Annotated in this window: 19 protein-coding genes and 4 pseudogenes; 11 read left to right on the top strand and 12 right to left on the bottom strand. The window is 60.3% G+C overall.

Translation table 11 applies throughout. The annotated features are described in order from the left end of the window. Window positions 1-259: 259 nt before the first annotated feature. The 4 genes and pseudogenes from JMY24_RS36860 (at window position 260) to htpX (ending at window position 4,404) form a co-directional block, all read left to right on the top strand. Window positions 260-826, top strand: coding sequence for a chemotaxis protein CheB (locus JMY24_RS36860; RefSeq protein WP_268960851.1), 567 nt, complete (start codon window positions 260-262; stop codon window positions 824-826). Window positions 827-1,896: 1,070 nt separating this feature from the next. Next, window positions 1,897-2,787, top strand: a complete 891-nt coding sequence (locus JMY24_RS39505) for a PRC-barrel domain-containing protein (RefSeq protein ID WP_128598649.1) — start codon at window positions 1,897-1,899, stop codon at window positions 2,785-2,787. Between the two features lie 36 nt (window positions 2,788-2,823). Further along, window positions 2,824-3,345, top strand: a pseudogene (locus JMY24_RS36870) (AAA family ATPase); the annotation flags it as partial. Window positions 3,346-3,534: 189 nt separating this feature from the next. Then, window positions 3,535-4,404: a protease HtpX gene (gene htpX, locus JMY24_RS36875; protein ID WP_128598648.1), complete on the top strand. Its 870-nt coding sequence runs from the start codon at window positions 3,535-3,537 to the stop codon at window positions 4,402-4,404. Window positions 4,405-4,449: 45 nt separating this feature from the next. Here htpX and JMY24_RS39830 read toward each other — a convergent pair. The 6 genes and pseudogenes from JMY24_RS39830 to JMY24_RS36905 all read right to left on the bottom strand — a co-directional run bounded on the left by JMY24_RS39830 (window position 4,450) and on the right by JMY24_RS36905 (window position 9,160). Beyond that, window positions 4,450-5,425: pseudogene (locus JMY24_RS39830) on the bottom strand (IS30 family transposase). A gap of 78 nt (window positions 5,426-5,503) precedes the next feature. Continuing rightward, entirely contained in the window at window positions 5,504-5,860 is a 357-nt protein-coding gene (locus JMY24_RS36885) for a host attachment protein (protein ID WP_128598650.1), read from the bottom strand. 538 nt (window positions 5,861-6,398) lie between these two features. Further along, the gene (locus JMY24_RS36890) at window positions 6,399-7,052 is read right to left on the bottom strand and encodes a BON domain-containing protein (RefSeq protein ID WP_201703995.1); all 654 of its coding nucleotides are present in this window, start codon (window positions 7,050-7,052) and stop codon (window positions 6,399-6,401) included. A gap of 424 nt (window positions 7,053-7,476) precedes the next feature. Further along, on the bottom strand, window positions 7,477-7,638 hold the full coding sequence (locus JMY24_RS36895) for a hypothetical protein (protein WP_164853838.1): 162 nt from the start codon (window positions 7,636-7,638) through the stop codon (window positions 7,477-7,479). A gap of 616 nt (window positions 7,639-8,254) precedes the next feature. After that, window positions 8,255-8,404, bottom strand: a complete 150-nt coding sequence (locus JMY24_RS36900; RefSeq protein WP_201703997.1) for a hypothetical protein — start codon at window positions 8,402-8,404, stop codon at window positions 8,255-8,257. Between the two features lie 96 nt (window positions 8,405-8,500). Continuing rightward, window positions 8,501-9,160 carry a DUF1269 domain-containing protein gene (locus tag JMY24_RS36905; protein ID WP_236597751.1) on the bottom strand — a complete coding sequence of 220 codons (660 nt, stop codon included), beginning with the start codon at window positions 9,158-9,160 and terminating at the stop codon, window positions 8,501-8,503. A 298-nt stretch (window positions 9,161-9,458) separates the two neighbouring features. Between JMY24_RS36905 and JMY24_RS36910 the strand changes: the two genes are divergently transcribed. Further along, window positions 9,459-10,112, top strand: a complete 654-nt coding sequence (locus tag JMY24_RS36910; RefSeq protein WP_201703999.1) for a BON domain-containing protein — start codon at window positions 9,459-9,461, stop codon at window positions 10,110-10,112. Window positions 10,113-10,296: 184 nt separating this feature from the next. Then, a pseudogene (locus tag JMY24_RS36915) lies at window positions 10,297-10,969 on the top strand (type 1 glutamine amidotransferase domain-containing protein). 277 nt (window positions 10,970-11,246) lie between these two features. On the opposite strand, the gene JMY24_RS36920 reads toward JMY24_RS36915, so the two are convergent. After that, window positions 11,247-12,023: an AraC family transcriptional regulator gene (locus tag JMY24_RS36920; protein WP_236597752.1), complete on the bottom strand. Its 777-nt coding sequence runs from the start codon at window positions 12,021-12,023 to the stop codon at window positions 11,247-11,249. A 1,027-nt stretch (window positions 12,024-13,050) separates the two neighbouring features. Between JMY24_RS36920 and JMY24_RS36925 the strand changes: the two genes are divergently transcribed. Beyond that, complete coding sequence (locus tag JMY24_RS36925; protein WP_128597016.1) at window positions 13,051-13,545, top strand: MgtC/SapB family protein; 495 nt, start codon at window positions 13,051-13,053, stop codon at window positions 13,543-13,545. Between the two features lie 299 nt (window positions 13,546-13,844). Here the strand turns inward: JMY24_RS36925 and JMY24_RS39515 are convergent. After that, window positions 13,845-13,919: pseudogene (locus tag JMY24_RS39515) on the bottom strand (PRC-barrel domain-containing protein); the annotation flags it as partial. A 569-nt stretch (window positions 13,920-14,488) separates the two neighbouring features. Here JMY24_RS39515 and JMY24_RS36935 point away from each other — a divergent pair. From JMY24_RS36935 to JMY24_RS36950, 4 genes are all read left to right on the top strand, one after another. Further along, a complete protein-coding gene (locus tag JMY24_RS36935; RefSeq protein WP_201704001.1) occupies window positions 14,489-15,064 on the top strand; it encodes an HdeD family acid-resistance protein in 576 nt (191 codons plus the stop codon). Between the two features lie 141 nt (window positions 15,065-15,205). Then, window positions 15,206-15,841 carry an Hsp20/alpha crystallin family protein gene (locus JMY24_RS36940; protein WP_128598225.1) on the top strand — a complete coding sequence of 212 codons (636 nt, stop codon included), beginning with the start codon at window positions 15,206-15,208 and terminating at the stop codon, window positions 15,839-15,841. Window positions 15,842-16,351: 510 nt separating this feature from the next. Next, window positions 16,352-16,579, top strand: coding sequence for a hypothetical protein (locus JMY24_RS36945; protein ID WP_128598226.1), 228 nt, complete (start codon window positions 16,352-16,354; stop codon window positions 16,577-16,579). A 247-nt stretch (window positions 16,580-16,826) separates the two neighbouring features. Beyond that, a complete protein-coding gene (locus JMY24_RS36950; RefSeq protein WP_459564433.1) occupies window positions 16,827-19,466 on the top strand; it encodes an ATP-dependent Clp protease ATP-binding subunit in 2,640 nt (879 codons plus the stop codon). Window positions 19,467-19,519: 53 nt separating this feature from the next. On the opposite strand, the gene JMY24_RS36955 is transcribed toward JMY24_RS36950, so the two are convergent. From JMY24_RS36955 to JMY24_RS39095, 4 genes are all read right to left on the bottom strand, one after another. After that, window positions 19,520-19,792, bottom strand: a complete 273-nt coding sequence (locus JMY24_RS36955) for a UBP-type zinc finger domain-containing protein (protein ID WP_128587830.1) — start codon at window positions 19,790-19,792, stop codon at window positions 19,520-19,522. 58 nt (window positions 19,793-19,850) lie between these two features. Further along, on the bottom strand, window positions 19,851-21,065 hold the full coding sequence (locus tag JMY24_RS36960) for an NAD(P)/FAD-dependent oxidoreductase (protein ID WP_201704003.1): 1,215 nt from the start codon (window positions 21,063-21,065) through the stop codon (window positions 19,851-19,853). 195 nt (window positions 21,066-21,260) lie between these two features. Beyond that, complete coding sequence (locus tag JMY24_RS36965) at window positions 21,261-21,500, bottom strand: DUF6566 family protein (protein WP_128597018.1); 240 nt, start codon at window positions 21,498-21,500, stop codon at window positions 21,261-21,263. A gap of 27 nt (window positions 21,501-21,527) precedes the next feature. After that, window positions 21,528-21,944 carry a hypothetical protein gene (locus JMY24_RS39095; RefSeq protein ID WP_236597754.1) on the bottom strand — a complete coding sequence of 139 codons (417 nt, stop codon included), beginning with the start codon at window positions 21,942-21,944 and terminating at the stop codon, window positions 21,528-21,530. Window positions 21,945-22,601 lie beyond the last annotated feature (657 nt).

Below are 22,601 nucleotides of genomic sequence, written 5' to 3' on the forward strand. Positions count from 1 at the left end.
CATTCGTTGACGTTCTTGCCACGCGTTCACCTTGGTTTTTTAAGGACAGAAGATATCTCCGGCGATTTTGCGCTCGACTCGCCGCGCAGAAAGCTTAGCCCGCGGAGCCGCATCTCACGGTTGCCACGCAGCGCTGGCGCATCAGGACAGGCGTAATTTTGCTGAATTATCCATCCACGACTGGGGCAGACAACATGACCAGGACGTCGAATCAGCGAGATATTGTCGTTCTGAGTGCCTCGCTTGACGGTCTGCAGCACTGCGGGAGATTCTGTCCTCGTTGGCCGCAGATGTGCAAGCGGGTATCTTCACCGTAATGCACGTTGGGGCGTGGCCCAGCCAGCTCGCCGGGATTCTTCAGGCTGGCTGGGAGCTGCCTGCTGTGCATGCACGCGATGGCCAGCGCATCGCCAGAACAACCGCATATGTGATGCCTCGGGACCGGCACATGCTGATGCGCGCCGGCGCTATCGTTCGAACAACGGGACCCAAGGAAAATTTGCGCGTCCAGCTGCCGACCCTCTGTTTCGATCCGCAGCGAGTATGGTCCGCGCGTAAAGGGCGTGTCCTGACAGGCAAGCTTGACGACGGTGCGGCGGGACTCAAGGCTATCGAGGCGTGCGGTGCTTTTACGATCGTCCAGGAACCGTCGTCCTGTGTGGCATCGGACATGCCGAAGGCGGCCCTCCGGGCTGTCTCACCGAACGTGGTTGTGCCGATCGACGGCATGGCGGCGGCCATCGTCAGCGCGCTCACGACGATTCGCATAAAGGATTCGATATGGACAGCCGAGAGCGCATTGCCCAGGAGGCGAAGATCGCGTTGATAGGAGGCTCATCGCCTGCTGATCCGTTAGCGGCTCGGCCAGCCGGTCGAGCATGACGTGTCCCGACCGCGGAGGCGTGCTGTGGCTCATCGGTAACGAAAACGACCGAAAAATTGGCGTGAAAAAGGTTCGCGGCTTTCGCTGCCGGGCATCGGGGTAGTCCTGCTACTTATTTGCGCCGATTTGCCTGGCCACTGACGAATCGGCCCAAGGGTAGCGGCCGTGGAATGTGTGTATTCGTTCAAGCGGTGGCGGTGTATCCGTTTTTTCGGTTATCTCCCCGGTTTCAACCGCTAACGCGTTCGCCTCAGCACAGTCGCTCTTGTAGTATGCGTCAGCAAGCAGATGCTTGGACCTCACAATTACGCCTCTTTATTGCCGAGGAAATCATCGTCATTCAGGCTAAACACGAGTGCAATCAGCGCCGCGATATAGCCGTCTTGACGGATGCCCATGCGTATTCCAGTGGCTGTATGAGTGACGCTCGACTGAATTCTGCCGCCGCTGAGCCCGCGCGCGCTGACCGGAGCCGCCGCAATATTTGAGTGACGACAAACTCGCTGATGTGTTGGGCCCCGGAGAGTGGATCGACCCGGAGCAGGTACCGTTCGATGCAAGGTCGGCGCGCAAGAAGCTGAGCAATCTTTTATCGCGTCGCTGAAAATCAACGCGACGACGCCGAGATTTCTCCGTGCCTCAGCGCGGATATCGCGCGGCTCGCAAACCTCACGGACTCCCGGCCACGAATTGCAAGATCCTCGAGTTCGCCATGGCGCTGAAGCACGAGCGGCTATCCGCCCACGCCGACGAGCCAGTGGCGGATAGCCGCATTTTTGCTCGTCGCGAAGCGGGGTGCGAGGTGGTAGTTGCCGGGCGAAAAAGTGAAGCCGGAAGAAAGGATTGATCGGTGCGGCAACTCACGAGTTGCAGGAGGACACCAACATCGCCTCCGCCGATCCTTTCCTCCCGGTTTCGCGACCGGTCCCCGCGCGGGTCACACTGCAGATTTTCGATACGTCTAGGCAGAAAAGAGAAAGAAGCACGCCCTTGGCGAGCCTAGGCTTGACGTCATGGGCCGAATCAGCTCGGCGCAAAAGTTGACGCCCTGGATGAAGTTCACTTTGGTTGAGATCGGAGCACCAGCGATGGACGAGCTGTTAGCACATGCATGGCGGACGCTGCTCCTGGTGCGAGGCATCGCGGGACTGCTATTGGGCCTGCTCGCACTGTTGGCGCCTGGAATTACGCTTGTTCTGCTCATCGCCATGTTCGCGGCGTACGCGCTGTTAGGATGCGCCGCGGCGGTCGTCACAGGGTTCCGGCATCGCTCGAGCCAAAAGACCGGTGGATTCCGTTGCCGCTCGGCCTATGCAGACCGTGATCACTGCAGTGCTGCTGATAGCACTCCGCAGCAGTCCGCGCGGCCGGCGGCGCAGCGACCTCTCCGGCAAGCGGAAGGGGCCGCTGCACCGATAAAGGCCGCGGCGCGGCAGGGGGCCCCACTATTTATTCGTGCGCGTTGGGAGTACATCATGAATGAAAAACTTGAAAAGGCTGCGAGAACCCTCTCACTTTTGGTCGCCGTGACGGCCACCGTGTTCCCTGCCGGCTCCGCGACGGGGCAGCAGCCCGCAGCCCCGGTCGCAGGCACGGTGCCTCTCGGCGTGAGCGTCACCCAAACGCAACTCGTAGCGAAGGGGTGGCGTGCATCGAAGCTGGTCCACACCGATGTGTACAACGACAAAAACGAAAAGATAGGACGGATCGACGACCTGATTATCGCGCCCGACGGGTCACTTTCCGTGGCCATTATCGATGTTGGCGGATTTCTCGGGATCGCCGCGCACCGCGTCGCTATCCCGGTGCAGCGGTTCAAGCAGATCACACCGAAGATGATACTGGAGGGCGCGAGCAAGGATGCGCTGAGCAAGCTCCCGGAATTTGAATACGCCAAGGGTTGAAATCAGCCGCCGATAATCCGATTTTCATCCTTCGCCCAGTTCACCCGGCGCGTCCGCGGCCGGCCGTATAGCGTGGCGCTGCTCGATGAGCGCAAGAAAGCGCATTCGGAGGTGCATAACCTGTTTCTGTAACTCTTCGACGAAGGCCGACTCACCGACGGCAAGGGACGTCTGGTTGATTCTACAAACACGATAATCACCGCCGCCAGCGATCCATCTCGCGGACATCGGCTATGACCCGGAGTTCGGCGCACGCATGCTCAAGCGAAAAATCCCTCAGGAAGGGAAGTCGCAGTTCGCGGATACCGTTTTGCGCGGCGATGTGCGCGAAGGCGACAAAGTCGTTATGACCTACGACAGGGTGCAAACGCCGTGCTCGTACAGAAGCAGTCACCAGAGACGGAGCTCCGGACAAGTCGACCACGAAACCGGCGCACGTCTGACGCGACGGACGGCCGCAGGCGATGCCGCCTGAACGGCATCGTCCATGCGGCTGAGCCCGGACCAGGTAGGAGAGAGCGATACGGGAGGAAAGGGGCTTTGAAAAGACAAAGATAGGATCGCCAACGTCGCCGTCATCTTCGCAGCGCATTCCCGACGCGTAGGACTTCGCCGTTGCGGAGGCAGTTCGCGCACAAACGCAGGAATCCAACATGTCCGGGCGCGAAGAAGGAAAAAGCGCAGGAACCATGGACGTACGCGCTGCCCCAGGCCAACCCGTAGCAAGCTTCTAAAGGAGCTTCACGAATGAAACGGGTCATACTGTTCCTCGCCACCAACGTCGCGGTGATCTTGGTGTTTTCGATAGTACTGAATGTCTTCGGCATCGGCCGCTTCCTGACCGAGAGCGGGCTAAAAGTCAGTTCCCTACTCGTGTTCTCCGCAGTGGTAGGCTTCGCCGGGTCGATTATCTCGCTGCTTATTTCAAAGTCGATGGCGAAATTGACAACCGGGGCGCGTGTCATCGACTTTCCACGCGATGCGACCGAGCAATGGTTGGTGGGCACCGTACGGCAACTCGCACAGAAAGCCCGCATCGGTATTCCGGAAGTTGCAATTTTTGAAGGTCAGCCGAACGCGTTTGCCACCGGCGCATTCAGGGATTCAGCCTTGGTGGCCGTCTCGACCGGCCTGCTGCAATCGATGAATAACGAGGAAATAGAAGCGGTCCTCGGACATGAAATTACGCATGTGAGCAACGGCGATATGGTGACGTTGACCCTCATTCAAGGTGTGGTGAACACCTTTGTGATTTTCTTCGCGCGCGTAGTCGGCTACTTCGTGGACAAGACTTTCTTTCGCACTGAACGCGGGGTGGGCCCTGGTTTTTACGTTACTGTTATTGCCTGCCAGATCGTCTTCGGTATCCTCGCTTCAGTGATCGTCGCCTACTTCTCGCGCTTGCGCGAGTTTCGCGCCGATGCGGGATCTGCTCAACTGCTGGCTTCACCGCGGCCGATGATCAGCGCGCTCGCCCGCCTGGGTGGGCTTGAACCCGGCGAACTTCCGCAAACTTTCAAGGCATTTGGCATCACAGACAAACCCGGTTGGATTGGGTTGTTCGCGACGCACCCTCCGATCGACAAGCGCATTGCCGCGCTGCAAGGCCGCGAATAAGCCGGCGAAGTGGTGGGCGGTTTCAAGAGTGAAGCGAAACGGTGGCTAATGAATGGAAGTTGAGGTTATCAAAGCGGTTGCGAGCATGCGTTCGAAGACCTCGAATGGCGAATGACATGCATGGGTGGCGCGAGGTCGGCTGTTGAGGCTGTCGACGATGGCATCGAGCTCGTCCTGACTGTAGATCGAGAGGTCAGTACCCTTCGGCACTGCCGCAGCAGCCCATTGGTGTTCTCGCAGGTACCGCGTTGCCATGGACTGTGCGGATCGCAGAAGTACACGCGCACGCCGGTGGCGCGCTGAGCTCCTGATGCCGGGTCATTTCCTGACCCTGATCGTTGGTGAAGCCCTGGCGCAAAGGGGCGGCGAGGTGGCGGTGGCGTCTTCCATGTTCGCCAGCAGCACCAGGCGACTGGTGCGCTGAGCTCGACGGAAGACAAATTGCCGGCGCCCTTGATGAAGTCACCTTCCCAGTGACCTGGCATCACCCGATCGTCGACCTCAGGCGGGCGCAATGGATGCTCACCATGTCGGGGATCTGGCCGCGCCGGTCAGTGCCCCGTTTGCGTGACATGCGGGTGCTGTGACCGTGGCGCAGACAGGCGATAAGCTGGCGGCGCAGCTCACCGCGTGGCTGCACATAGACAGGCAGTGGAGATAGTCTCATGCGAGACGTGCTGGGTCGGACCGTTGGGCCACATGCGCTTGTGCGTACCTAGATCTGCTGGGGCGACCACTTCCATTCCAGCAGGGTGAGTACGACGCGCCACGACAGGCTTTGAGGATGCAGCTTGGGACATGGGCGCGCAGCCTCGCGTCGGCCCGTGCTGACCCGCTGCGCCGGCGCAGACGCATAGTCCACGGCAGAACATGTGTTTCCGGTCAGCTCGCGGCTCACAGTTGATGCCGTGCGCCCGAGTGTTCGGGCCATGGCCCGAACACTCGAACGCTGGTGCTTCATGCTTGCAATGGTCATGCGCGCTTCAGGCTGAAGCAGTTGATACGTTCTTCTTTTTTGCATGTGCGCACTTTACACGAGGAAGCTGTTGCACTTCAGATTTGATCGCGCCCATTTAATGCGGTCTACGGCAGGTCGCTGTCAATGCCTTCGCAGGTGCGCTTGAATTTCGCGCGCATCGAGGGCCGAGAGGTCTTCGTTAATCTCTTCGACAATCATCTCACGCGTCTCCCGGCTCAGACGCGCGCGCAGCATCCCGAGAAACTTCGGCTCCACGGCAAATCGCAATCGCTGGTACCGGTGATGAAGCCGTCCCTGTTCGACGCAGTTGGCGACCGTTTCCGCAAATTTTTCGCGATCCTTCTCACTCAGCGCCGGTCCACCAGCGACGACATTGACGAGGTCTTGAATTTCCCGCAAGTCCAGTTTAAGTCCCGGCGTCTCGAAGATTCGTGCACGGCTGCCGTCGGCAACGACAACCCAGGTAGTGACAACCATGGTGCGCCTCTCAGCATGATCGGTCGCCGACTCCGCGGCCATCGCAAATCGCCGCGTGACGCCAGCGAGCTCGCCGGTCAACGACAGTCTTGTCCCGACACTTCACCGCGCGCGAGTTTGCTTGGGGGAGCTTCTCGAGTGCGCCACGCTGTTCAGGACGCGCTTCTCATCGTTTTGAAAGCATTCGGCCGCGCCCGGATCATGCGACGAGCGCGTGACGGGGGTGAGCACGGAGCAGAGGCCCGTCAGACGCGCGCTGAAGCGCTTCGCGAGCCGCAGGGTGATTCGAAGTCGCGGATCAACCTGCTCGCTCGCGTTGAGTTGAGTTGAAAACGACGATTATTTTGTAGGTCATCGCGGTAGCTCCCGTAGGCGGAAACGACATAGGCGTTGCGCTCCTTTGAATCTGGGCCACAGCAGGGCTCTTTGACGCGAATCAAGCCGGTTAAGGCTTTGCTGTATCGCGCACTCGGGTCGATAGAGCCGCCGAAGCGAGCGCGATGACCGGCTGGGAGCGAACCGACCGGTCTCTAGCCCGTCAGCGCCCGATGTTGATCCGGTTGTCGACGTGCGTCACACCGGGGGCAAGCCATGCAACCCGCGCGGCCTCCTCGCGCTCGGCCCACGAGCGGACCGTGCCACGCAGGACGACCTTATTGCCTTCGGCCTCAACCGTGATGTGCTGCGCGTCGATTTCCGCGTTGCGCTTGAACGCGTCCTCGATCTTGCGCTTGAGATCCTCGGGCTTGACCTTCGGCTTGATCTCGATCTCGTTCGTCACGCCGGTTACGCCGCTCACCCGCAGCGCCGTGTCGGCCGCACGGCGGCGCTGGTAGTCCCATTCGACTTCGCCCTTCAGCGTCACGTATCCGTCCCTGACGACCGCCTTGATGTTGTCCGCCGAATAAGGGAGCTCGGCCTTCAGTTGGGCAATGATCTCGCGCACGATCTCCGGATCCGGCCGCTTGTTGATTAGAGGCAACCGGACCTCCACGTCATTGGCGACGCCCTTCACGCCGTGGACACGCGTCGCATCTTCCTCGGCCTTGCGCTTTTGCCTCCAGCTGCGCACGAAACCAGACAACGTGACTACGCCGTCCTTGACCGCAACCCCGATATCCGATGGATCGATGTCCGGATCCCACTTCAGTTCGTACTCCACGTCTTGCTTGATGTTTTCGTCGGTTCTCATCGCTGCTCCTCATCGCTTTGTTGATGGATTAACGCGCGCACGCGGGCTGCGCCTGCGCCGCACGAATTGGCCCATCGTAGAGCGTGCCGACGTGCATTTCTTCCCTTCGCCTGCGCAGTTATTGCGCAATGCTGCTTTCAATTCCATCCTTTCTTTGCGAATGAACGTGGCGACTTTGCGAACATCGAACGGAATTGTCAACGCAAGGAAACCGGGCTGACGCCATCCCCCGGGACGCTTCGTGCTCGCCGCAGTTACTCGGCGGTCGAACTGCGTCGCCCCTGATCGCGGTAAATGTGCACGTTGGATCACAAGACTTCCCGACCTGTTCGGGCGCGTCGGACAAATCTACGCACAGGAAACGCTGTTTGCAGCGCGTCGAGAAGCTCGCTCTGTTGCTTTCCAGTACCCACGGCGATTGAGCTTACTTCTTCGCGCGTTGCTCGGGCTCGGGGTGAACGGCAATTGGATCGCTCGCAGGAAAGGTCTCTTCGAGCGCTTCGTCCAGTTGTTCGTCCGGGGTCATTGGCGCTTCCTGCGCCCCGGCTTTCGAGTCCGGGGTGTCGACGCGACTTTCCTTTGTCATGTTGCGCTCCATAAGAGAACCAGCGGCATTTGCTATTGCAGCGGCGTTGTCTGCATGCAATCACGGTTATTGCAGGCGGAGATCGCCACCTTCCTACGCACATCGAAAATCGCGGCATCGACGACACGAAATCGACGTCACTGATCTGCCGGGTGGCGCGAGAGACCATCGCCTGCGTGAAGCAGGAGAGGCTCGACACCACGGGTCCCGCGCGCTCGACCGGGGCACCGCGTCGAACAAGCTGCTAGCGAAGGTCGGTCCCAAACTGGACCCTTCCGTCTTACATGCGACCTGGATCCAGGACCAGCGCAGACGGTTAAGTCGAGTGCCATGCGCTCAGCACATATCGATCTTGTGCGTGGTCAATTCATGTAGAGCAGCCCTGAGAGAACGACCGCTTCGAGCGACACAAGAGGGGTGCTTCCTGTTTGCCTACCGTCCTGCAGCGGACGCGCCGTGCTGGATGCGAACGGGTGACCAACAATATTAAAAGTCCGCTGCTCTACGCTCCTGGTTCACGACCGGAAAGAGACTTCGCCGGGCCACTTGTCCGGCGCGCGCCGGTGTTCTCAAGACCTTGTTGCCCCGGGAAGCTCATCCAGCGAGGAAGCGTCCGCTACAGCACGGTCGGCCGACGGACGCTCAGTTCGCGCAATTGCTGATTTTCGACCTTTCCGGCCTTCAGATGCGGTCCTGTCAGTATTCGGAAGCTTAAGCGCGAGCACTCTCCAATGCCGAACTGCGGGTCGATGTGATCGACGTCCACGAGGTATGGTCCGGAAGATTGTCGGGGTGCAGATCCGACCCAAATACGAACTTCAACAGAACTTAAGATGAGAACCCTGATGCAGCGAGGGGATGCTCATGCTGTCGTGCCACTGCTGTTCAGGCTCTCTAGCGCCTTCCTCAGGCCTTCCTCCTGATCGTTCGTGAGAGACGTCTTTAGTACCTTTCCGCCGAAAGGCTTCAGCTCGGGCAGCACCTTGTCGAAATTCACATGACGCACGAGGATGAACAGCGCCGACGAACCCGGCTCGATGTTCTGGCCCGTCGAACGCATGAAATCATCATCGATTCCATAGTCTGAGAGCGCGCCCGACAATGCACCCGTGCCGGCACCGATGGCCATGCCTGTCGCCAGCCCCACAAGCGGATTGAGCAACATCAGGCCAACCAGCGACCCAAACAGACCACCCCAAGCCGCGCCGCTGAGCGCGCCGATCTTGACGAGATCGACGGCTTGCTTGACGTGTACGTTGCCCTCCGCGCTACGGACCACGACGCAGGCATCCTCAAGGTCGATCAGGTGCTCCTTTTGCATCTGGTGGAGTTTGGTCAACACCTTGTCGGCCGTCTCTTCGCCTTTAAAAGCTACAACGACCAGATCGCTCATCGGTTTGCTCCTTTTTCTGCTAAATAAACCAGGACCGTCCGCGGCAGGACGGTTGAGTTCATGCTCAGCGCCGCGCGCAAGCCGGTCGACCGCGCCGCGAAACAGAGGCGGCGCCAGCCAGCCCTGCATGTGCCGCGCCGCGCGTACCGTCGGATGTTGACAGGGCCATTAGCCCGATGAAGATGACATCAATACTGGGCTCTTGCCGGTTGCATTTCTTTCTCATTCCTGCGAAGACGTGTCGGATCTCTGCAGTTCCCGCTGCGCGGCTTTCACATATGAAAGTGCAGCAGCCTTGCGCAAAAACTGCACAGGCGTAGGGAAGAAAACCGGCCCGGTGCGCCCTACCGTGGACGGGGATGCGCGTGACGCTGGGCGTGGCCCGCGTGCGCGTGTTAGTCCATCAACAAACCGACGAGGAGCAGCGATGAGAACCGACGAAGACATCAAGCGGGATGTGGAGTACGAACTGAAGTGGGATCCGGACATCGATCCATCGGATATCGGGGTGGCGGTCAAGGATGGTGCGGTCACATTGTCCGGTTTCGCGCGCAGCTTCCGGCAAAGGCGCAAGGCCGAAGAGGACGCGGCGCGCGTGCGCGGCGTGAAGGGCGTCGCCAATGACGTGGAAGTGCGAGTGCCGCTGATCGACAAGCGACCCGATCCGGAGATCGCGCGCGAGATCGTTGCCCAACTGAAGGCCGAACTGCCTGATGCGGCGGACACCATCAAGGCGGTCGTCAGGGACGGAGACGTGACGCTGAAGGGCGAAGTCGAATGGGACTACCAGCGCCGCCGCGCAGCCGACACGGCGCTGCGGGTGAACGGCGTAACCGGCCTGACAAACCAGATCGAGATCAAGCCGAAGGTCAAGCCTGAGGATCTTAAGCGCAAGATCGAGGACGCGTTCAAGCGCAACGCGGAAATCGACGCGCAGCACATCACGGTTGAGGCCGAAGGCAACAAGGTCATCCTCCGCGGCACGGTCCGCTCATGGGCCGAGCGCGAGGAGGCCGAGCGGGTCGCATGGCTTGCCCCCGGTGTGATGCGAGTCGACAACCAGATCACCATCGATTACTGACAGGCCGCTGGAGACCGGGCGGCTCGCTTGCGTACTGACGTGGCCGAGGGGCGGGAAAGGACACGGACCAAAGCCGGAAACGCCTCGGCGCTCTTGACAGCCGCATTCTGCCAGAATGACCTGGACTGATGACACGGCTCGTCGGCTCGTTGCAACTTGAATTGAACCGGCTCGCGAGGTTGTCATGAAAATTCTGGTGGTACTAACTTCACACGACCAGCTCGGCGATACGGGCCGAAAGACCGGATTTCGGCTCGAAGAGTTTGCCGCGCCTTATTAGGTATTCAAGGATGCAGGCGTCGAGATGACACTCGCTTCGCCCTAAGGCGGGCAGCCGCCCCTTGACCCCAGGAGCGACGATCCGGACTCGCAAACTGAAGCGACCCGGCGTCTCAGAAGTGCGAGCGGCTTTGGCAAATACAGCGAAGCTTTCAACTGTCTCGGCTGCGGACTATGACGCCGCGTTCTATCCCGGCGGGCACGGACCGCTATGGGATCTGGCAGAAGATCCGCAGTCGATCGCATTGATCGGAGCCGTGTATGCGGCGGGAAAGCCAGTCGCCGCGGTTTGCCATGCTCCCGGTGCGCTCCGCCATGCAAAGCTGCCCGATGGCTTTCCACTCGTGCGCAGTAAGCCCGTCACCGGATTTGCCAATTCGGAAGAAGCGGCCGTCGGTCTTACGGACGTAGTGCCTTTCCTCGTCGAGAAGATGTTGAAGAAGAATGGAGGCAAGTATTCAAAGGGGCCAGATTGGCAATCACATGTGGTTGTCGCGGCAAACCTGATTACGGGCCAGAATCCCGCGTCGTCGGAAGCAGCCGCAGAAGCGCTGCTCTCGAGGCTGAGCATCGCCTGACAGGACGGTTGTGTTGAAGGTGCGAGTCATGGCAAGACGACCGGGTCAGCAGGTCCGAGAGCCGAAACCAGTTCAGCGACGTGATACATGCGCCTGAGCTTGCACGTTTATCTTGTACTACACGAAAACGCCGGGCCACGGCCCCGATCAACGTTGACACGTCCACTGCCAAGGCAGACAACAGATAAGCCACTTCGAGAAACTCTTGTCGCTCTGGTTTAAGCGCGAGCGCTGGCGTCCCGCGGTTATTGTATTGTCCGCAACGGCGCTAAATGAATCAGCTACCGACGTTCCGGTGGGCAAGTCGGAATGCGCGCGGCGTCACACCGGTGTATCGATGAAACACGTCGGTGAAATGCTGCTGGGTCTGAAATCCCGCGCGCGCGCCAACGTCAACCAGCGGAATGGTCTCCTCGCACAGCATCGTCCTTGCAAATTTCACCCGTTCGAGTGTCACGTACAGATGGGGCGGGTTGCCTGTGGCCGTTTTGAAAACGCGCGCAAACTTTGATGCACTCATGTGCACCACAACTGCGAGTTGCTCGACCGAAATGGTTTCGGCTATGTTGTCATGAACGAAGGCCTGAATGCGAGCCAGCATTTGTCGCGTAAGAGGCATGTCCGGCTCGACTGCCCCAGCACAGTGCCCGTAGCGCACAGCGATGTGCACCGAGATGACATCGGCAAAAGCGTCGGCGCAGGCACCGTCGACAAGATCCGCATGATCCAGAGCACCCAGTGCATCCGCGGCCTCTCGCAGGAACGGATCGCAAGACCTTGACCATTTCGGGACCGCTGCAAACGCTTCCTCCGAGACTTGCCCAAGTACGCCCGGTTTCAGTGCGATAACCCAGCCCTTGGGATCGCTGTCAGGGATCGTGGTCAACTGCGCCCGCCCGGGAATAACTGCGACAAATGGTGCACTTATCAGGATGGCGTGACTCATTCCGGACTCGTCGCAGCCCGCAGCCTGCACAACAGTGCTACCCGTCGGTATAACGAGCCGAAATCCCTGCACCGGATTCAGCCCGCCATTGGTGAAAGCGACGCTCATCGGTTGGCAGCGTAACCCGGGAGCTGGGGTCCAATTTATTGCTTGCTTCATGATAAGCAGGGTCTCTTCCTTGCCGCGTCGCCCCACCTAGGCCCACGTCGAATCCAAGGCTGCTTAAGGCGGATTCAAATATGGGCAGAAGCGACCGGACTTCGTTGATGGATGCTGCTGAGCGATATGGCGCGGCAAGTCGGGACGACACTCGACACGCTACTAGCGGGATTCGAAGCAATCCACGCTCCTGAAGGCATTCTGCAAGCTGACGCTTACCCCGGTATCACACAGCGCTCGAAAGCGGCGCGTGCGCGAAGCGGCATGTCGTACGCACGCGCGTCCGCGATCTTGGAACATCGACGGATGTGGCTTGGGTAACGGGATCGCGCTCGAATCGAGCATCCGGATCGTCGCGATCCCGACCACGTATGCGGGCTCAGAGATGACACCAATCTACCGCCTGAGCGAGGACGGTATAAAAGGTATAGGACGCGACCGGCGTGTGTTGCCTGAGACGGTGACCTAGCGCGCCGAACTGTCACGTGAATTGCCGCCCGGCTTGTCTTTCGTGAGCGACCTCAATGCCATTGCGCATGCGGCGGAGGGGTTGTATGCCCATGGTGGCGATTCCGTCATGTCGCTTAGAGCCGAAGACGGAACACCCGCGTTGGCGACCGGATTGCGCGGCATCAGGAACGAGCCTAAAGCGGGTTAGCGCGCAGCGATTGCTTCTGCGGGGCAAGGCATGCGGCTGCGTGCTAGGGCGCGTGGGAATGGCGCTGCATCACAAGCTTTTGTCCTACTCGTGGCGGAAGCGCGGCGTCGCCTGAGGCTATGACACCAATCTGTCGCGCGCCAGGCGGCGAGAGCGCCGCGCATGGTGTCTTCGATGCCTCGACGAGGGCTCGGCGTTCCATCTGGCCTGTGCGAGACTGGCATGCAGGAATCTGACCTCCCCTCGACGCAAGACTGTAGTGAGCAGCCAGGTGCTCACCGAGCACGACGTTACCTGGAAACCTCAGCGGGGGTGCCAATGATTTCACACGTGCAGTTGCTAGAGGCGATCTTGCGGATGGTCGCGGCAGTGCTGGTGGGTTGTATCGTCGGGCTCGATCGAAACCTGCATGGCAAGCCAACCGGCGTCAAGACGCTAGGCCTCGTTGCGCTCGGCTCCTGTCTCGTCACGATGGCCGGCATGTCCTTCGAACTACACGGTTTCACCGACGGCAGCGATGCCAGCCGTGCGATTCAAGGCGTCATTACGGGCATCGGCTTTCTCGGCGCCGGGGTGATCCTGCAAAACCGCGCCACAGGGAAGATCAGCGGCTTGACGACTGCGGCTTCGATCTGGGTCACCGCCGCGCTCGGCATTGTGTGCGGCATTGGCGCATGGCAGATTGCGGGTATTGCCACCGCCTTGCTCCTGCTGCTGCTCTCGGTGGGCAGCAGTATTGAACGGGCGTTGCACCGGCGCTGGTTGAGGAAATCGCCTGAAGAGCAGGCGGCGATCACGCGGCACGACGAATAGACACCCAGCGGCGCAGTCATCGGCGCACTGCCCATGGAACGAACGTGCCGCGCGTCAGATGCATCCACCATGGAGGATGCGAGACCTATGTCAGTGATGCTCGCTGTAGTCGGACGTTGGTTTCGGTGTCGCGCGTACCTTTGTGTATTGAAACTGGGGCAGCGCCTTGATCGCATCTTTCGTCGCACCGGAAAGCACCAGTTCGCCATAGACGAAATCGAGCTGCTCGACTGGAATGCCACGTCTTGATGCGATACCCCCAGGAACTGGTTCGCGGCGATGATTGAAAACGATACCGACCGGTCCGGTGCCACGATAATGTCGTGAACGACGCCGACACGCTCACCCTTCTCGTTGAAGACCGGCTTGTCCATGACCGACTTTCTCACGCTCCAGCCTGCCACGATCGCGCCTGACTCTTCCGCGCTGACACCAAGCGGCTGGGCGCCGCAGCAATGATTACGCTAATGCCATTCCGTGCGCGGCCTAAATTCATGTTAGAACGCAACGCGGCCTAAATTCATGTTAGAACGCAAATCACGGGGAGCGGCTATAAAAAAAGCGGTGAAGGATCGCCACCTGGGCGTGCGCGTCTAGAGGGAATCCCAGCGACGACGCGAGCAGCCATGCAAGCAGATTCGTTTTTGTGACATTCCCTTAATTATTGGGTTGACGGTGCGACACCGGGCCGGCAATGATGACGCCAATGCCAGACCGTCCGCTGCATCACTTCATGTTAGAACTCCTCACGGCGAGCCGCTTTGAAAAACCGATGATGGATCGGGTCATTTAGGTGCATCCGCGATGCCAGTCTGGATGCCGTTCAGCACGCGTCCTGAATGAACGCAGAATTGCGAAACGCATCGCAGAAACGCGAAAGAATCGCAGATGCGTGCGGCCTAGACTGAAGTTCATTATCTGACGGTACAGCTTGGAGTCCCACATGGGTGAACTACTTGGGCGCGCCTGGTGGATGCTCATTCTGCGTGGCACGGTAGCGCTGCTGTTCGGCATTCTGGCGCTGTTCTGGCCGGGCCTCACTCTGCTACTGCTCATCACCCTGTTTAGCGCCTACGCAATCGCCAGCGGCATTGTCGCGATTGTCGCGGCCATCCGCTACCGCGCGACGCACGGCGTCTGGTGGGTGCCCTTGCTGCTGGGCATCTGCAGCGTCGGCGCTGGTGTGATAGCCGCGTTAGTGCCGGGAATTACCACACTCGTGCTGATAGCCGTCATCGGCGCAAACGCGATTATCACCGGCGTATTCGATCTGATCGCGGCAACGCGACTGCACAGGCGTCTACGCAATGCGTGGATGCTGGTGCTCACCGGAGTGCTCTCCGTGCTGTTCGGCATCCTCGTGCTGCTCGTTCCGGGCGCCGGCGCACTAGCGCTTGTGTGGCTGATCGGCGTGTATGCGTTGTTCACGGGCGCGCTGCTGTTCGTACTCGGCATCACTGCGCGCGCATGGCACCATGATGGCCTGACCGGCGAGCCACACGCGCCATTGCATCCGTAAGCGCACCGTTCCGGGGCACTCGCGGGTCACAAGGTCAAGCCCGCGGCCAACCTCGCATGCGGAGGTCGAATGGACCGCCCGTGATCCCCAGTGGTCCAGCCTCAGGTCTGGCACTGGCGTACTTCGTGTAAGGAGAATCACATGCTTCTGGATCTTGACAAATGGAATCCGTTCCGGTTTTCACGGTCGCACCCCGCGCAAAAAATCGGATCGGGCGACGAGGGTGCGCCCCGCACAGGTCAGCAAAGCACCCAGCAAAATGGGCAGCAGACTGGCGGCACGCAAACGGGTAACGGGACACCGATGGCAGCCGCTGCTGCCCCGGTATCACGTGCGCCTGCCAGCTGGCCGCTGCCTGATCCGATTCATCTGTTCGCCGAATTGATACGCGATCCGTTCGGCGGCCGTGGACCGCTCGGAAGCTGGTTCGGCGACTTCAGCGCCAGCGAGTTTCAACCGCGGATCGATGTCACCGACGAAGGCGACGCACTGCGTGTTGTCGCCGAATTGCCAGGCATGACCCGCGACGACGTCGAACTCGAAGTGGTTGAAGACATGCTGATCATCAGCGGCGACAAGCGCGTTGAATCGACGAGCGAAGAACAGGGATGCTATCGGGTCGAGCGGTCGTTTGGACACTTCCAGCGCGCGGTCCCGCTGCCCGCGGGCGTCGATCTCGATCGGGCAGAAGCCAGATTCGAAAACGGCATGCTGACGCTGCGCGTCCCCAAAGCGGCCGGAGAACCGACAGCGAAGCGGCGCATCGAGATCAAATAACACGATCCGCACTCCGCGCTCAGGCCTATCGTGAGACAACCTGTCATGTTCCGCGGTCTCGATGATCTGGCCCATGTCAGCATCGAGCAGCAGATTGGTGTACTGGCCGCGCACCATCTAAAGCGGCATCTGCTCCCGTTTTGACGGAACTGATGAGTTCGCGGGCGCGCGTCTAAAGGGACACGCTGCGCGCCGGCGACACTTATCGCGTGAAGCTGCGGCTGATACTGACCACTACCTTGCGGGCGGCCGGAGAAGAAGCCGAACGCGTTGCCGATTTCAGCGCGTTCGCGGGCATCCAGGCATATCCATTGAAGAGGGCACGCTGCACCGCCTCGTGCTGTCGGTACCGCACGACGAAGCAGTGCGCGGCCGACGCGACGTAGGACGACGGGTTTCGCCTGAATCTCGCGGCGCCGCTACGCTCGTTCCGACCCCAGACCAAATCGACGAGGCGATCAACAGACCTTCGAATTCTGGCAACCGGATGATGCGCTCAAGCTCGAAGATGTGCGGGCCAGCAGCGACGAACAGCCCGAAGAGGCAGCGAGCGAGCATGAAGTGCGCTCGCTCACGGGCATGCTGCTGGGCCAGTTGCCCAACGCGTGGCGGCTCACGGTGCTGCCAGTACAAGTGGACGATGTGCCGCTGGCGGAAGTCGCGGTAGGCCTCGACACGGACGAAGCCACGTGCGGCACGGCCTTGAGCATACCGATGCGTTCCTGCGCGCACGGCTAGAGGAACTGGGTGCCGCGAACAACGGATCAATCGACGCGCCGCCCACCCGATTGCGTCGTTCCGAGTGCAGTGCAAGTCCAGCGCCCAAACAAGGCGGCATCGGAATAAGCAGCGGAACAGATATTTTCCACCCACCCCTTACCCGCCCGGGAAGCGATGCGCTCACGGACGAACAGGAGATCATCAGCTCGAGTCTCTCTTTCACGGCGGACTTTTCGACAGTCTGTTCGACGACATGTGGCCACAGATGGAAGACGGCCGCGGTAGCCGGTCACGCGTCAGACGCGCGCCCGGACAATCCGGCGGCGCGGATCAGGACACAGGTACCGGCAGCAGCGGGCAAACCGGCGATTCAACGGGCGCACAGCCAGGCGGCCGCACGCGCCGGCATCGCCGGGCGCGTGAAGCGGTCGACCTGCAGACGTACCTGAGCGAGGGCGGTCTGGACCGCCTGCAAGCCGCGGCGCAAGCAGCCGCCGAATACGGCAAGAACGAAGTCGATACGGAACACCTCTTGCTGGCGCTCGCCGATAACAATGTCGTGCAGGAAATCCTGCGCGAATTCAAGCTCGATCCCGAAGAGATCAAGAAGACCATCGACCAGACCGCGCCTCGCGGCACCCGCAAGGAGCCGAGCGACAACGAGCAGTTCGGTGTGTCGCCACGCGCCAAAAGTGCGCTGGAAAATGCGTTGAAGGCGTCGCTGGAACTGGGTCACAGCTACGTCGGACCGGAACACATTCTGATTGGGCTCGTCGAGGAAGAAGACGGCTTTGCAGGTGAATTGCTGCGCAAGCTCGGGCTGTCGTCGCCATCGCTGCGGCAAAAAGCAGTCAAGGTGGTCGGCAAGGGTGCCGAAGACGGCAAGATGGAAGGCCGCTCCACCACGCCCACGCTCGACAAGTACGCGCGCGATCTCAGCGCGCTTGCACGTCAAGGCAAGCTGGATCCGGTGATCGGCCGTGACAAGGAAATCGAAACCACCATTGAAGTGCTCGCGCGGCGGCGCAAGAACAATCCGGTGCTGATCGGCGAACCGGGTGTGGGCAAGACCGCCATCGTCGAAGGCCTCGCGCAACGCATTGCTCAAGACCAGGTACCGGAGGTGCTGCGCGGCAAGCGCGTGGTCGAACTGAATATCAATAGCGTCGTGGCAGGCGCGAAGTATCGTGGCGAGTTCGAGGAACGCGTGAAGCAGGTGCTGGACGAGATCATCGAGAACCAGGACCGTCTGGTTGTGTTTATCGACGAACTGCATACCATTGTCGGCGCCGGCCAGGGCGGCGGCGAAGGCGGTCTGGATATCGGCAATGTCTTCAAGCCCGCGCTCGCTCGCGGTGAGCTGCACCTCGTGGGCGCGACCACGTTGAACGAATACCAGAAGTACATTGAGAAGGACTCGGCATTGGAGCGGCGCTTTCAGCCAGTCATGGTGCCTGAGCCGAGCGTCGAGGAAACGATCGAGATTCTGCGTGGCCTGCGCGACCGGCTCGAAGCGCATCACAAGGTGAAAATCACCGAAGCGGCGGTCGTTGCCGCGGCAAAGCTCTCGGACCGCTATATCGCCGCACGCTTTTTGCCGGACAAGGCAATCGATTTGCTGGATCAGGCCGCTGCACGCGTGCGCATTTCGTCGAATTCGCGTCCGCAGCCATTGCACGATGTCGAGGCGAGCATCCGCCGCATCAAACAGGAACAGGACGCGGCCAGCGCTGCGAAGAAATTCGATAAAGCCAAGGAACTGGAAGAACAGCTCGTCGCCGAACAGAAGCGCCTGCATGAAGCCACAGAAACGTGGAAGAAGGAGCGCGGCACCAGTTCTCAGGAAGTGACGGCGGAGGACATTGCGCAGATCGTTTCGTCGCTCACGGGCGTGCCGGTATCTGAACTCACGGCTGAGGACCGTCAAAAGTTGTTGCGACTGGAAGACCGCCTGAAGGAGCGCGTGGTCGGCCAGGATGAAGCCGTCTCCGCGGTCGCCAAAGCAGTGCGGCTTTCGCGCGCCGGTTTGACGGAAGCGGGCAAGCCGACTGCGAGCTTTCTCTTTCTTGGGCCTACAGGTGTGGGTAAAACCGAACTCGCGAAGGCGCTTGCCGCTTCGGTGTTCGGCGACGAGAACGCGCTGGTGCGCATCGACATGAGCGAGTATTCCGAGCGTCACACGGTGGCACGGCTGGTTGGCGCGCCGCCCGGATACGTCGGCTACGAGGAAGGCGGGCAACTCACCGAGCGCGTGCGGCGCAGGCCATATTGCGTGGTGCTGCTCGACGAGATCGAAAAGGCGAACTCGGAGGTGCACAACCTCCTGCTGCAACTGTTCGATGAAGGGCGGCTCACCGACGGCAAGGGACGTCTGGTCGATTTCACCAACACGATCATCATCGCGACGAGCAACGTCGGCTCACAACTGATTCAGGACAATATGAAGGCCGACTCGAAGCAGCTCGACTATCCTGAACTGCGCGACCGGTTGATGGAGATCCTGCGGCATCATTTCAAGCCGGAGTTTCTCAATCGCGTTGATGAGGTGGTTGTGTTTCATGCGCTCGGCAAGGAGCAGATTCGCAGCATCGTCGATCTGCAACTTGCGCGTGTACGGCGTACGGCGCTGGCCCAGGGCATCGATCTGTCGTTCGACGATGCGTTGCGCGATTACCTTGCGAAGATCGGCTATGACCCCGAGTTCGGGGCCCGGATGCTCAAACGCAAGATCCGGCTTGAAGTGGAATCGCAACTCGCCGATGCGATGCTGCGGGGCGACGTGCGCGACGGCGACAAGGTCACAATGACCTACGACTCGGGTACGCGTTCCGTGCGTGTGCAGAAAGGAGCAGCGCCTACGGAAGCGCCCAGCGAGGCGCCGAAGCAAGCACCGGCGCATGCGTGACACCGGCATGCTGAAGAACGCAACACCGGCCGCACGTGCGGCCGGTGTTGCCGTCACGATTCAAGTTCACCTACGACGATCTCGTCGCGATAACACCAGATCCACGTTTCGCCGGGTTCAATTGAACGTACCAGCGGGTGGCCGGTCGCGTGAAAATGTTTGCTTGCATGCCGGTTGGGCGACGAATCGCAACAGCCGACGTGCCCGCATGAAAGACAAAGCCTCAAATGTACCCACGGCTGGCCGAGCTGCACGCAGTCCTCGCAATAGTCGATGGACGTGTGGAAAATGCGGGCCGCGCCTTGGTGCGTGCAACCAGGGGTCATGATCGTCCTCCTCGGACAAGGTACGCGAGACGCGCGCGGATCAAGGCCGCGCGTCCGCTCAGGCGCTATTGAGATAGCGATTCACCAGCGCGACAGCCATTGCCCCCTCGCCGACAGCCGACGCCACGCGCTTGATCGACGCGTGACGTACGTCGCCTGCTGCGAATACGCCGGGCACACATGTTTCCAGGTGCAGCGGCGCGCGTTCCAGCGGCCAGTTCAAATTCGCCCGATATTCCTGCAGGTCGGGACCGGTCACGAGATAGCCGCCTTCATCGCGGACAATGCCGACCTCCTGCGCCCATTCGGTCTGCGGCACCCCGCCAATGCAGACGAATAGCCAATTCGTCCTTACCGTGCTTTGCCGGCCGGTGCGGACATCGGTCAGCGTGATCTCCTCCAGCACGTCATTGCCTGCGAGCGCGGTAACTTCGGTGCACGTGCGCACTTCGATGTTCGGCGCCGACGTGATGCGATCCACCAGGTACTGGGACAATGTGTTCTTAAGCGATGTGGCACGCACGAGCATATAGACGCGGTTGGCGGATTGCGAAAAATGCATGGCGGCCTGTCCCGCCGAATTGCCGCCGCCCACCACATATACGTCTTCGCCATGGATCAGCTCGGCCTCACTCGCGCCGGCGCCGTAATAGAGACCCGCGCCGAGAAAGCGCTCTTCACCCGCCAGAGCCAGCGTGCGATATGCGACGCCGGTCGCGCAGGTAGACGTGCGCGCCGTGATACGTGTGCCGTCTTCCAGATACACGATGCCACGGCCTGGCGGAAACTCCGCGTGCACGCCGGCGCGCGCCAGCAGGATTTCGGCGCCGAACTTGATGGCCTGAACGCGCGCCCGCTCGGCGAGCTCCGCGCCGCTTAGGCCCTGTGGAAAGCCCAGGTAGTTCTCGATTTTCGAGCTGCTGCCCGCCTGACCGCCCAGTGCCCAACGCTCCACCAGTACGGTATGCGATCCCTCCGATGCGCCGTACACCGCCGCGCTCAATCCCGCTGGGCCCGCGCCGTAAATCGCGAGATCGTAGGCCTCACGGGATGGACTTGCAAACCAGCCCAGCTTCTCGGTGATTTGCCGGATGGTGGGACATTCGAGCCGCGTGCCGTCGTGGAAGACGCAAACCGGCAAGCGCGAATCGGAGAGATGCTGAACGTGTGCCAGTTCCTCAGCTTCTTTATCGCTGCGCAGTTCGATCCATTCGAACGGAATGTCGCTCCGATGCAGGAAGTCGCGTATCGCGTAGCCATTTGCGCTGCGCATGCGTGCATAATGGTGACCATGAAAATGCTATTCACCTTTGAGGACGTTAGCGACTTTCTTTCGTTTCACGCGCTTCACAAGTAGGCGCCCCCGCCAGAATAACGGCGGTTGCCCATTTCGTGCACCGTAAGCGCATCGGAGGGTGGCGTCTTTCGGGACCCTGCCGGGTTTGTTTCCTTTGCGCTGATTGTTCCATCACGTCGGATCGTGCGATTCTTCGAGCTTGTGATCGACAAAACGCATGCCCCATTCGATGCCGTCCCGCACCGCCTCCTCCTGCGCAAGCCATTCCGGCTGAACCGTATCCGGACGGAATTCGGCCACGGCGCTATCGGCATGGCGCACTCTCACTTTCGCCTGCCACGCCCCATATGCGTTCTGCTCCGGCTCTACCACGATCTCGTAGCCTCGATGCTCAAATACGTGCGTTTGCATGAGCCGCTCCGGTTCGGTATCAAGGCGTCAATCCGGAAGCACGGACTCGGTACGCATGTCTTCGATCACCTTCCGGACATGATGTGCGCAATCTGCGCCGAGGTCATTGAGCGGCACCAGGTACCGGTTGTGGCCGGATGCATCGGGCGGGTGCCGGTCTTGTAGCGGTATGCGCACGCGCAAAGCTCCCGGCACGCCAGCGGCGATTTTCGTCATGCGGTTCTGCAGTTCGTCGCGGATTCGCTCAGCGGTTCGAACGGTCTCCAGCATCGGTCTGCCTCCCTTCGGTCGCACGTCCGGATCGTGACTGAATGGCGCATAAGTTCCTCCTGCCTGAGCATGCGCCGACGATGCTTTAAGTCTAGTCGCTAATCCCGGGATGTTCGGATAATCGCTCGCTTCTGCGGACTGCATCAAGGGAGGGCGGGCCGCAAAGCTGTCCATGGGAAAAATGCGCAGAAAGCCGAAAGACGCCGGTGAGCAAAGGGCCGATCCTCTCCAGGTCAGCCCGCATCGTAGCTGAAGCGGGTGTCCGCAACCGATGAGCTGCTGGTGAGCTGGCAAAAACGAAGATACTCGACATGCTAGACCCAAGTTGTGGTTTTGAAGCAGGCGACACCCGCCCGCGATGGAGACTGGTTGTTTGTTATTCAACATACGCAAGCGAACCAAGGGGGAAAAAGCCGCGCGTGACGCGCGCGAGGCTGCATAACCGTGCGTCACGCGATGCCTCCTAAGACCTGCACAGATCGTATGAGCGGTTGACAACCGCTCGGCGCATCGTGGGTGGGGCGGTTAGTGACGTAATCCCTGATGCGCGCTACCCAAATGGCGTATTCCATATTCCGGTCGTCGGGGTACAGTGCGGGAACCTGCTGCTTCAAGCTTGGTACCTCTTCCAACATATGACAGGTACCCTGTATCCGAAGCGCGAAATAGTTCGACCTTTGTTATCAATAACTGGATACGTCAGTTCTGCTTTGGGCAGCTATGTCGAGGCCAGATTGAAATGTCGCAGGGCTGGCTAAATACAGATGTCGTAGTCTTGATGTCAGGTTTGAGTCTGTCTTTAACGGTTTGAATCCACGTAGTGTCGAAGGA

Source organism: Paraburkholderia kirstenboschensis, from assembly GCF_904848585.1.
Classification (GTDB): Bacteria; Pseudomonadota; Gammaproteobacteria; order Burkholderiales; family Burkholderiaceae; genus Paraburkholderia; species Paraburkholderia kirstenboschensis.